Raw genomic sequence first — 12,022 nt, forward strand, 5'->3', positions numbered from 1 at the left:
TAAAGCGCTTCGTCAAATGATGAATTCCAACGCCTTACAGCGATTCAACACGGCCATTTGTACCGATGTGAGCCCAACGGTGGACATACTTGTTTTTCGGTTCTGATACGCGTTTTGGCGTTTGTTCTTCTATTTGATAATGACTTGCTTCTTCCAGCATCTCACTATTGAACCCACCGCACAGTTTGCAAAGCTACTGACCGGTTGATTCATCTGGATCTATGTGAAACCAGCACCGACCGACTGCTGAGTTCATCCTCTGCATGTTTCACCGAGGTTCTGATGGATTCCAGATAGGTTATCACCCATTGCGGTATGTGTGTACCCTGTATCGAACGATCCGTCTCGGTACTCGTTCCTCAGAGATCAGTAACCGACTCGACCTTGTATTCAGGAGGCAGTATATATCAGATACAAATATTTCAACAGAGCGTCGTCGCCAAGTTTTTCCAGTCGATGGTTGAGTCGGTATACAGAATACTTGATGGTTGCGCCACTAGCCTACCTAATGTGACTCAAGGACTGCGTGGGCCTTAGGTTCCTCAGGCTTGCCAGGAACACAGTGTTGCTGAGGACCGCGAAGTAATTGCGCTGGTTGTGCAAACTACGGGTGCACAGTTGCACTCGGTACTTTGTGTGCACCTGTCGGTGCCACGCCAGCAAGCGGTACAGGTAGTGAGGGTTCACCTTCCAGGGCAGACCCTTTTAAATCAGAACAGGTTATTCTCTCTATGTCGATTGGACCTCCATTCAAGCCAGATGACCTCTGTGAGTGGGATAACTGGCGCGAAAAAACAACACGGCTCCAATATCCTGATAGAGATATCCGTATCATCTTCCCGAAGCAGGAGGGTGGAACCTTGCACAATCCAAAGAGCCAGCCTGCAGAGTTTGGAGATTTTGATCCGAACAATCACGACCCGGATCCTGAAGTATGGCCACTGGAGAATTTGGATCCAGGATACCCTGCAGACGTTGATGAATTGTATGTTATTCAAAACCGGTTTCCTGCTCCTCACGTCGCGTGGGTAACAGAAGAATATCTAAAAGCGCGGTACGGCTACAACCCGATGCGGCAAGAGGTTGATGTTGATGAACTGCCAGTGTGGGCCCAGCCAAAGAAAACAGAAGACGACGATACTGTAAAGATTGATGCAACGAACGACGGTGAATTACCGCTGAGTCTGACGGACGATCGTCGAGAAGCACTTACTCGGTTAGCGCATTTGTGGAATGGAGAAACCGTTCGTGACCACCATCTGTTATTGGATAAGTGTCCTGACTGGGGAGAGATTTTTGACGACCTCAATCAAGACGAACTACAACGTCTGGTTGTTGATCCTGATGCGGACCCGAGGCTTGCCGAGGCGTTTAATTACTATGATTGGTTCGAGCAAGAGCAATCCATATACCTAAAGCCAAAGCGAATTCTGCGAAAGAAGGTTTGGTACGCCCCGACCCAGCGCGGACGTACCTTAATCAACGCACACACTGATCTCCCATCGCTGCGTGGAGACCCAAATGAGGGGCTTGTTCACCGAGTTACTGTGGGTCTGGCAGCACTTCGTGAGAAGTGGAACGCCAAAGAAGTTGGAACATATTATAACCTCGATGTCAACGGGTACAATGTAGATCTACTCAGTCGAGATGCGAGCGGTCAGCTGTACGCTGGAGAAGTGATGACCGGTCACAATAACTGGGCACTTCATCGACGAACCTACGAAAAGCTCAGTGATCTCCGTGCACGGGACATGATTCCGCATGTTGTATTCGATTCACGGAAAACAGCTTATAAGGTATTCAACCATTGGCACAGAAAAGGACTTGCTCAATTACCGCGAGGACCATTCGATTCCGAATTTGGAATTGAAGACGGTCGGAAACGAATCGAAGAAGCATACAAAGACGAGCAATTGAGCTGGGACGTTGCAGACTGGACAACTACTGCAGCCCTGTGGCGAAATACTCTCGGCCGGGATGGCCCTGGAATCGACCGCAATCTAGTAACATCAATGGATTGGTAGATCCCTTTTCGCACCCCCACCCATACATCCTCTAAATGGGGTACAGTATACTAGTATTACTGGTCTATTTTTGATCGGTTATACTGTATATTTCAGATGTTAAACCCCGTTCCGGAGTTGGTTTCACCTCTGGAGAAAATTGGCCGGATTCAAAAGTGATCGACGATTTATAAATTGGTATTTTAAATGCTTTATCAATAATCACCCGACGGAGATACAATTCCGAGTAATTGGATTTTTAAATGGTATACCAATAACTCGGGGACGGAGAAGGCAAAAAAGACATTATCTTAACTGGTACGACAATCATGAAGCTTTGAGGGGTCAAGAGCTGTTTCTATCACCATTGATGTCCCGGCTTTCGTGGTCAGTTGTCTATCTCAATGCCCCGTTCAGATAGTCTGTCTCGTTAGTTATCCAAAGCAGTATAACTGGTTAGTATAACTACACAGACTAACTAGTTAGTCTATTTAGTTTTATAAGTGACTGGCTCTTATGATTGTATATGCTCGCCTATACAACGTACTCTGAGTCAGGGGGAGTCGGTAAGACTACCCTGACAGCAAACCTCGCTGACGCCCACAGCCAGCAAGGACGAGACGTACTCGTGATAGATTTAGATCCTCAGCAGGGATCGCTGTCGTACCTACTTGATATCCCAACATCTCGTGACGACGATGTAGCTGATAATATTGCTCGACATCTCATTGATGAGCCAAAGGGTGATTTCAATGAACTGATCCGAGAAACCTCATATGGATTTGACGTTGTCCCATCCCATGGTATGCTGGAAAACCTGCCACAACTATTGATGAAAGCTCAAAATCTGGCTGAAGACCTCGGGGAAGAATTTAGCCCAAACGACCGACTGCGACAAGTTTTAATTGATGCTGACATCCAACGCGAGTATGATACGATTATCATCGATCCACCAGCATCGCCCGGTCCACATCTGTACAACGCTGTCTCTGCAACCCGATCACTACTCCTCCCAGTGAAGCCGACTGGCAAAGGGATGCAGTCCATCGCAGGGATCGAAGATATTTTAACAAATCTCGAAGCCAACCTAGATATCGATCTGGGAGTACTTGCAGTCGTGCCGAATGGGATCGGCAGCACATCAGATCAGGAGGACTACCTCGAAGAGATTCAGCAACTGGGATACGATGCCCCCGTCACTATCCGTGACCGGTCTGCACTATTCGAAGGATCATGGGACCAACGCTGTACTGCATACTACTATTATGGCCATCATCGATCCCACAAGCGAGCTTACGAAGCTGAAACCCTGGACAAACTACGTGAACTTGCAAGACATATCGAAGAGGTAGGAGATCAATGACAAACGGAATGAAATCAGGAGCTGGCAGCGATCCATTCTCTGACTCATCCAGCGATGAGGAGCCACCAGAAGAATCTGAACCGCAGTCCGAAAAATCGGAGGAGACAGCCGAGACTACCTCACCTTCGAAAGCGGACGATGACTCGTCGCCAAACAAAAAATCACAGGCCCCTGACTCAGGACAGAACGGTGACACACTGCCATACATTTTTGCACGGCACAGCGTCAAGGATAGCAGAAAAATGATTCAGTACTTTTTACGCGAGGATACACAAGAGACTGAAAAGGATGCCCGACATGCTGTTGAGGACGAACTCGGAACTGATGTCCCCCTTACTGATATTCGAGAGGCCCTAGTTAGAGTAGGTGCCAACCATCCCGACGAGATCGCTGATGAACTCCGCGACTGGGGCTACCGACTCAAAGAAGAGTGAGAAAGTGACCTCCGTTACCGCGTCTCACGCATGTGCTGATCAATACCTTCGTCACCAAAGCCAGCCAGCGCCTCGACATCGGCTTCGGTTCTGTCCACTGCAAGACGGGACAGCAATTCGTCGAATGTTTCGTTCGATCGTTTCACAGCTTCGAGCTTCCGCTTTGTTTCCTCACTGATCCTGATCGACGTGCTCATATCTAATACAATGTATTCGAGAGTCTTGACATCCTCCCCGCCCTGAAGGGCGAGGATTCCCGCGTTGGGATATTGTGGTTTACGACGTGACCCGTTCTTGAGGCGCGAATGCGCCAGTTTCCTTGTCAAACAGGAACGTCGATGGCTGTGCCAACCAGCCGTTACTCCTATCACCACCATCCGTGGCGGGACTCGGAGATACTTTCTGTCGAATGTTCTCGGCCCCGTTCACATCAGCGTTCGCTACCGTCCCGCAGTCGTCGCACACGTACAGCCCGCGTTCAACACGGTTCGCGTCACGTGTGCGACCACAACATGAACACGACTTCGACGTATCCCGCTCGGATACCGTCTCAACGGAGATGCCTTCCATCTCGGCCTTGTATTCGAGCAGCTCGGTGAAGCGGTCGAACGCCCACGAGTGCAGGTCGAGGTTGCCGTGGGTGCCCCAGTCTTTCGCCTCGTCGTTCTCCTCGTCCTCACGGATGCCGGAGAGATCGCCGATCACGATGGTTCCGACTTCCTCCTCGATGCATCGCTGAACGATGTGTTTCGAGAGTGCGTGAAAGTAGTGGGTGCGCCGTCGAGACTTCTTCTGGTTTAACCGCGTGGCCTGCTCGGAGTTCGAGTCGTCACACCGGGCAATCCGCTTGCTGAAGTAGTAGTCATCTTGCTTCAGACAGTTGAGCGGGTACAGCTCGGCGTGTCCATCTTCGTAGGCGACTGCTGCGAAGTTGTTGATACCGAGGTCAACACCCAAGGTCTTCTCGCCGAGTACTTCGTCCACTTCGATCTCGACTTTGCAGACGAAGTGCAGTTCCCACTCATCCCCTGTCCAAACGGCCCTGACTTGTTGAACGCTCTCGACGGTCGAGAGGTCAACGTTGGGGCGAGTCTGGTACTCACAGAGGATGAAGTCCGACCAGTAGTCCTTGAGGTTCGAGCCTTTGGAGAGTCGGACGCGGTCGTATTTAGTGTCGAGTTTGAAGCCGGCAGCTTTGAACGTGACTGTGCTTCGCGGGTGTTCGTCGCCGTGTTTGCGGTAGCCGGGCGGGTTCGCGCTCGTGTCTCCATTTTGCCGTTTGCCGTACCAGCCGTTGAACGCCTCAGCGAGTTCTTGAAGGACTCGCTGACTTGACTGAGAATGCAGGTCATCGTAGCGTTCGTGGCTCTTGAGGTAGGCGGTGAGTTCTGCATGACTGGGAATGTGGCCAATCTCCGACCACACACGGTCACACGTCCACCGTCCGACGTTCCAGAGTTTCGAGGCGGCGAACCCGAGCGAATCGAGGTCGTCAGACACCCGTGACTGGTTCCTGATGGAAGCAGTGTAGGTGCGGGTGACGACCTGTTTCGCCATACATAACCTATGTATACAATCCTACTTGAAAGTGAGGATTACGCAGCGTCGAATATCCAGCCGTGCTATCGTCGTGGTTTGTGTCGTCGTCTGCCGGATTCATCCCTGCCCTGAAGGGCGGGGCTTTCTCCTTGACTTTCCGTAAACGTACTGCTGGCTTCAGTTAACATAGTCTGCTGTGGGACTCTGACCAATCACATACATCTGGAAAGACTCAATTGCACCAAGTGGGATTCCTCTGAACTACTCGTGACTGTCTTCGTCGCTGGTAAGTGGTTTTTCCGGCTGCAGATACTCAACTTGTTCCGTAGTTCGTTAACTCCCACGTATATATACTAATACGTGCCAGTTGACGAACCGAGTTTTTCGAATCCGCCGTAGTTGTAACACGCTTTACGATCAACCTTCGGCACGTAGGTATCGATAAAGCAGTGCCTCACCGCCGTGCTTGCATTGTCGGAGCATATCGTCGAAAATCCGGTCTTCTCGGCCAACGAATTATATCACAGCACCGTCATAGTAAATGATAGCATGCCACCCATTTATGAGTACCATTGCACGAATACGGACTGTGAGTTCTCTGGGCCAAGTGGCTGGGGGTATTACATGTACGCTGAAGCGGACAATGGAGAGCGGATCACATGCCCCCACCCTGGTGAGCGAGCGAAAGCTCGACAGGTAATCGGAGAAGATGCAACTGATGAGGAAGTAGACGCTCGAACTGGATTCAATTACTACTGTATCTGCATTGATTGTGTGGAGCAGTTCGAGCGCGACCCTCAGCGCGATCGATTACTGTGTCCGAATTGCGGATCATCGGCGATCGAACTACTCGTCGAGTTAGTTGACCGGTTGTGTCCACACTGCGGAGCGGGTGATTTCATCGCAGAAGATACGGGGGCGATCGCCTAATGGGGGGTGCACCCGAGTTCGAAGACCGCGCAAAGGGTAGTATGCTGGGTCTTGCCTGTGGTGACGCGCTTGGCCGTCCAGTTGAGTTCGCCACAGCAGAGCGCATCAAGCAGAATCATGGACGAGTAACGGGGATGCTCGGGAACGGGACCCATCGACAGCCAGCTGGAACTATCACCGACGATACAGAGATGGCACTGTGCATTGCTCGTAGCCTCACAGAATATGGGCGCTTCGAGCCTGCAGATGTAGCAGATCGTTTTGTTGCGTGGTACGAGAGCGGACCGTTCGACATTGGAGGGATGACACGACGAGCGCTCAGACGTATTCAGGATGGGGCGTCTTGGGAGACAGCTGGAGAACGTGAATGGCACACGAGCCCGGAAGGCAGTAACGCAGGGAATGGGAGTGTTATGCGATGTGCTCCGCTCGCTGTCGCGTATGCGGATTATCCCGCTGCTCTCGCCAGGACAAGTATCGACTCTTCACGGATAACGCACGCAGATCCGCGTTGCACGACCGGGTGTGCAGTACTGAACCTCACGATTGCTATTGCTCTACGAGGCGAAAAATCGCCACTCAGTACCGCATTGAATCTTCTCTCCGGAGAGCTGGAAACGAGTGTGGAGCGAACGGCGGGAGTCAGTCCTGAAGATGCATCGCCTGTGCTCAAAGGGGGGCTCCCTGAAGAGCTTCGAACCGCTCTTGAACTGGTCCCGGACGGAATCGATCCGAATGAACTCTCGAACAGCGGGTACGTCGTTGATACGCTTCAGACCGCATTATACGACGCTTTGACAGCTAAGTCGGCTGAAGAAGCAATTGTCACAGCAGTCAATAGAGGGGGAGATACGGATACGATCGGTGCTATTGCGGGTGCGGTCGCTGGCGCGAGATTTGGAGTGTCGTCACTTCCGGATAGTTGGATAGAGAATATTGACGAGCGGGATGAGCTTGAACAGTTGAGCATTGAACTCGCGTCCCACCCGCACAATAGCGAAACCAGAACTCATTCCAGAGGAAAGGATGACGGGATTTGATTCAGCATCTAAGGAACGAGAAGCACACTATCCGGACAGGGGCTACAATCTCATTGAGATTGATATGCTGAAGCCGCCGGGTGAAGCACTAACGAGAATCGGGCATTCCCTGCGATTATCCGATATTTCGATTCCCCAAACAACAGAACTCACTGATTACGTCGTCTACGACAAGCATGGAGACGGATACGGACGCGAAGACGTGTCCGAATCCCCGACCAGCAATGGCGGTGGGGAGATTGCCGAGCTAATTGAAACGATACAATCTAGTGGTGGGAGAGAACAACGGATTGCGCTTGCACAGCTAGCAAAGGCGGTCGAGAACGAACCTGAACGGGGGGTAGATGCAATCCCTGTTCTTACGGCGGAGTTACAGACAGTTGACGTAGAGCTTCAGGCGGAATCACTGTACATTCTCTCCACAATCGCTGACGAATACCCAGAACAAATAACGCCAGCAGCCGACGAAGTGATTCCTCTTTTAGATCAGGAGAGCCACTCGGAACTTATCGCCGATACTATCGAAATCATAGCGGCCATAGCAGAGTATGAACCAGACGCGGTCGTTGATGCAGTCCCAAAGCTCGCAATCGTTCTACAGGACGGTTCGGCAGCTGATCCGATGGTACTCACGACGTTGAAGCGGATCGCCGACGTGTATCCGGATACAGTCGTCCCCGTAACCCCTGAGCTTATCTCGTATGTTGAACAGGGGAACGATGCCCACCGTACGGGGGCTATTGCAGTTTTGGGTATGCTTTCCAAGGAGTATCCACACATAGCTGAGGAGATGATCCCAACAGCGACTGAGTTGCTGGACGCTGAGAATTATATGCTTCGGGCGAATGCAGCCGGATTGCTTGCGGACCTATCCGACGAGTACCCGGCAGACGTTCGAGCAAGTATTCCCCGTGCCGTCGAGTTACTAGAAGATGACGATGAGAAGGTTCGATACAACGCGACATCGATCCTTGCTCGGGTAGCGAAACAGTATCCGGAAGATGTCGAGTCAGCGGTTCCATCAATCATTGATGTTTTAGACGATGAATTCGAGTACTCGCGTTCCAACGCCTGCTGGGCGTTGGGATATCTCGAAGCAGACTCAGCTCTACAGGCCCTTGAAGAGCGTGAACAGACTGACTCAAGCGAAGAAGTTAGACACGCTGCTGATCAGGCGATTCAGATGATTGAAAGTGGTTCTGAATGAACATTGAACCCAACCACTATCACGAGTCGGATTCCTATGTCTTTGAATATGACTGAGGTATTCCTCATTCAAGCGACGGGAGATCCAACGGATCGGCCGCCTGCAGAAACGAAAGCAGATGAACCGATTGGACATGGATTCTACAACCACCCGAACTGGCATAATCAGACGAAAGACGAGGATTTCGGGGAAGTCGAAGAGGGAGACATCATCCTGCTATATTGTACTGGGAATGTCGAAGCGTGTCCAAAGCAGATTAAATACATTTTCCAAGTGACGGGGAAAGAGGAGGACCGCTTAGACGGGAGTGAAATTGGGGTGCCGAACAAGCTTTTACTCGAAGAACTGCATCGGCTGTCCCCGGGATTCCCTTTGGAGAAGATCCGGCAGTGGGTGGAAGACGGGAAGCTATCCGACGCCATGAATCGCGCTGGGACCCAAGGCTTCAACATTACCAATGTTGAGAAGGCCGACTACGAGGCGATCACTGAGTGGACTGACAGCCGTGAACCCGAGCCAACGATTGAACATTACGAGGAAGAGCTGCGGAACTTCATTGCGAACCACGGCCTCGGAGTCATCAGCGATGAGTACGCTAATTATGAACTCTACCAAGACGCTGATTCTACAGGTGAGCTGTATACGACCCCGATTGGGGAAATCGATTTAGTCTACCAACATCCCGAATCCGGAGAGTTGGTCATCGTTGAACTCAAGCGAACGCAGAAGACCTCTGACAAAGTCGTGGGGCAAATTGCCCGGTACCTCGGGTGGGCCGAGGCTGAACTAGCTGTGGATAACCAGGTACACGGCCTGATTGTCACCCAAACAGCCAGTGAACGGCTTAAATACGCCGTTCGGGCCTTGAAGGACTGCGAACTTGCTACGTACAAACTGAATTTCCACTTCGAGATGCAGAACTGACCTCCCCCCGGATTACTAATGGGTCATTTGAGTCCTATCAAAGATAGAGGGCAGGTATGCGTGCCCTATTGATTCGCCAGTTCCAGATACGAACCTGCGTCGTAATCCCGTAGCTGATAGCAATCCGTCGTCAGGTTGATTGATTCAGCGTGACTTCCATACCGTATTCGTACAGCGTTAACTCTGGAACCACGGAAATTGCATATTCGAGTTTTTCTGACGGTTCGCTTACAATGAGCCGACCCTCAACATCAGCGTCAGCGCTTACGTCTTCCAAATCTTCGAGATGGTCACGAACCCAACCGACGTAACGGAGCAGTTGACCGACTGCCCGATCGCTGGTACGACCCTTTTTCAATTCGAGAATACAGACACGCTCCTCAGACGTATGCGTGAGTAGTATATCCGGTCGCCCAATGCCGGTTGAGAACTCAACTCCAGCCTCCGGGTCGTCGGCGTCACTATAGATCATCCACTGCTCGGAGAGATCGATCTGGCCCCAATGATTGACAAGATACTGTTGTAAATGCTTCTCTTTGACAAATTCGCCAGTCGATTCCGCGTCTTCTAATCCCTCTTGGGGATCTTCCTCAATATCAACGAGATACCCGAGCAGCGCATCTAACTCCCAGAGGTCCTGGTTGAGTTCGTTGCTGAGATCCAGCAGCACCTTGTTCACTCGATCGTACCGCTGACCAAAATCACTCCCATATTCGAAATCAGGCCAGAGGTCTAACTGCTTGAGTGCCTCTTCTGACCTGTTGTTCCAGACTCCGTATTTTTCGGGATACGTAGTTACCAGCACTGCTGATATCGTCGCTTTCCCCATACCGTCAACCATCTCCTTCGTGGTTTGAACCCGCGATGCGAGATCCTGTTCTTCGTCCACAAGCGCCTCTAATCCGTCTCTAAGTCGCTCCATATCTTCCGTCATCATGGAGCGTCTCCGATGGAGTCCAGTCCAATGGTGGTTATTCTCATATAGAAGGAATTCTTTGAATTCCTGTTCCGTGATGCTCCTGATTTCATCGGGTTGGAAGAGAGATTGGTACTCGTCAAGAACCGAATCTTTGTGTACGATAGAATCGGGTTGATCATCTTCCATGTCCCTCCTCGCCGTACGCAATCGCTCAATAGCTGAGTCCATATTCATAAACTGTGATTCTTATGCAAAGGTATTAAAATTTGAGAGGCTCTGTTGAACCCTTCATAACTGACACGAGAGGCACGCTGAATACACAGCGCATACTGAACATGAGCATAGTCCTGCAACTGATTTTGGCTACAGAGCGAAAAGACAGACAAATTGCCCGATCTAGGCTTTGTCGTTGTGTGAAACCAGATTTAATAAGAGTCTTTCCAGACATGTACTTGTGACATACTACAGAGTGACAGACTATCCCGGTGACATCTATCACAAGAGCGAGGCTTGCGCTGGAGACAAGGCCACGGCTATTGACGAAAACGAGGCAAGAGAATCAGCATCAAGGCCGTGTAAAAACTGCTTCCCCAACATTAGCTAATAGCAGCCCACTATTGATATTCCTCCAAAACTTTGCTATCTTTTCGACTTCGGAAAAGCGTGATTCCTGATCAGTCTGCGCGTATCCCAGTATAAATTCTATAGACCCACTCTGCTGTGTGGTACGTGAGTTCTGTATGTCGATTACTAAGGTCCAAAACACTATAATCAAAGACTCAAGAAGTGTGATTGGAAGGACAAAGTCACACGCTCCTTCCATTCCCCTTGCATGGACACGGACGAATCCACTCTCGGTCACTGCCCGCACTGTGGGAAACCTATCCATCAATCACGCCTCCTCGTTGAGTATGAAAAAGACAACGGCAACGTCGGTATTTGGGCCGAATGCACGAGTTGCGACGCATTCGCAGCTCCTGAGTAAATCAACAGCCAAAGTCAAGTATCTCATCGACCGATATCCTTCTAAGACTCACTAATGGAGATTCCTGAGCAACTTCACTGCCTGTTCTCTGGAACTGTTGAAGAAACCGACGGTTCGTACACTGTTGAGGTTCCTGAACACGAAGTTCAGGTCGGTGACCTCCAAGAAGATGAAACGTATCGTGTCGTGTTGCTTCCCTCCCTAACAGATGAAGTAACTGACGGTAACGAATCCCACTCACAAGACGAGTCCGAGCCGGCACAGCCGCCAGTCAAAGAAGGCGAACAACGAACTGTCGAAATTGAAGGTCTTGGTGATCAGGGTGACGGAATCACGCGTGTTGAACGAGGCTTCGTTGTTATTGTCCCCGACACCGAGCGCGGGGAACGCGTAGTCGTCGAGATCACTGACGTAAAAGAGACTGTGGCCTTCGCGGAGGTTCGCAAACGTGTGAGTTACTACGAGTGATCCCAAGATTCTTACAGCTAGTAGAGAGGTTTTGTGAGATAAACGACGTGTGAACGTAACAAGCAGCAGAAGCTTCAATGACTCCTAAATAGAAACCCAGAGTGTGAAGCCGAAGACAAGGCAGAGAGTGCTTTTTGTAGGAGTTGTCCTTGTCCGGCCGTGTTGAATCGCTGTAAGGCGTTGGAATTCATCATTTGACGAAGCGCTTTA

At 50.7% G+C, this 12,022-nt stretch carries 11 protein-coding genes; 8 read left to right on the plus strand and 3 right to left on the minus strand.

Translation table 11 applies throughout. The annotated features are described in order from the left end of the window. The first annotated feature begins 731 nt into the window (after positions 1-731). From AArcSt11_RS16605 to AArcSt11_RS16615, 3 genes are all read left to right on the plus strand, one after another. Positions 732-2,024, plus strand: a complete 1,293-nt coding sequence (locus AArcSt11_RS16605; RefSeq protein WP_250598779.1) for a hypothetical protein — start codon at positions 732-734, stop codon at positions 2,022-2,024. A 505-nt stretch (positions 2,025-2,529) separates the two neighbouring features. Beyond that, complete coding sequence (locus AArcSt11_RS16610) at positions 2,530-3,366, plus strand: ParA family protein (protein WP_250598781.1); 837 nt, start codon at positions 2,530-2,532, stop codon at positions 3,364-3,366. Further along, a complete protein-coding gene (locus tag AArcSt11_RS16615) occupies positions 3,363-3,800 on the plus strand; it encodes a DUF7970 domain-containing protein (RefSeq protein WP_250598783.1) in 438 nt (145 codons plus the stop codon). Before AArcSt11_RS16610 ends, AArcSt11_RS16615 begins: the two co-directional genes overlap by 4 nt. 14 nt (positions 3,801-3,814) lie before the next feature. Here AArcSt11_RS16615 and AArcSt11_RS16620 read toward each other — a convergent pair whose 3' ends face one another. Further along, a complete protein-coding gene (locus AArcSt11_RS16620; protein WP_250598785.1) occupies positions 3,815-3,997 on the minus strand; it encodes an antitoxin VapB family protein in 183 nt (60 codons plus the stop codon). Positions 3,998-4,076: 79 nt separating this feature from the next. After that, positions 4,077-5,357, minus strand: coding sequence for an RNA-guided endonuclease InsQ/TnpB family protein (locus AArcSt11_RS16625; protein WP_250598787.1), 1,281 nt, complete (start codon positions 5,355-5,357; stop codon positions 4,077-4,079). Positions 5,358-6,268: 911 nt separating this feature from the next. Here AArcSt11_RS16625 and AArcSt11_RS16630 point away from each other — a divergent pair. From AArcSt11_RS16630 to AArcSt11_RS16640, 3 genes are read left to right on the plus strand one after another with little or no spacing between them, the layout of a single operon-like run. Beyond that, on the plus strand, positions 6,269-7,309 hold the full coding sequence (locus AArcSt11_RS16630) for an ADP-ribosylglycohydrolase family protein (RefSeq protein ID WP_250598789.1): 1,041 nt from the start codon (positions 6,269-6,271) through the stop codon (positions 7,307-7,309). Beyond that, a complete protein-coding gene (locus tag AArcSt11_RS16635) occupies positions 7,296-8,516 on the plus strand; it encodes a HEAT repeat domain-containing protein (RefSeq protein WP_250598791.1) in 1,221 nt (406 codons plus the stop codon). Before AArcSt11_RS16630 ends, AArcSt11_RS16635 begins: the two co-directional genes overlap by 14 nt. Before the next feature lie 48 nt (positions 8,517-8,564). Further along, entirely contained in the window at positions 8,565-9,440 is an 876-nt protein-coding gene (locus tag AArcSt11_RS16640) for an endonuclease NucS domain-containing protein (RefSeq protein WP_250598793.1), read from the plus strand. A gap of 130 nt (positions 9,441-9,570) precedes the next feature. Here AArcSt11_RS16640 and AArcSt11_RS16645 read toward each other — a convergent pair whose 3' ends face one another. Beyond that, complete coding sequence (locus tag AArcSt11_RS16645; protein WP_250598795.1) at positions 9,571-10,545, minus strand: PDDEXK family nuclease; 975 nt, start codon at positions 10,543-10,545, stop codon at positions 9,571-9,573. Positions 10,546-11,191: 646 nt separating this feature from the next. Between AArcSt11_RS16645 and AArcSt11_RS17270 the strand changes: the two genes are divergently transcribed. Both AArcSt11_RS17270 and AArcSt11_RS16650 read left to right on the plus strand, forming a co-directional pair. Further along, positions 11,192-11,344 (plus strand): DUF7837 family putative zinc-binding protein, encoded by a 153-nt coding sequence (locus tag AArcSt11_RS17270; protein WP_491896768.1) that lies wholly within the window; start codon positions 11,192-11,194, stop codon positions 11,342-11,344. Positions 11,345-11,398: 54 nt separating this feature from the next. Continuing rightward, the gene (locus tag AArcSt11_RS16650; protein WP_250598797.1) at positions 11,399-11,812 is read left to right on the plus strand and encodes a TRAM domain-containing protein; all 414 of its coding nucleotides are present in this window, start codon (positions 11,399-11,401) and stop codon (positions 11,810-11,812) included. Positions 11,813-12,022: the final 210 nt, after the last annotated feature.

This window comes from Natranaeroarchaeum aerophilus (genome assembly GCF_023638055.1).
Taxonomy (GTDB): Archaea; Halobacteriota; Halobacteria; order Halobacteriales; family Natronoarchaeaceae; genus Natranaeroarchaeum; species Natranaeroarchaeum aerophilum.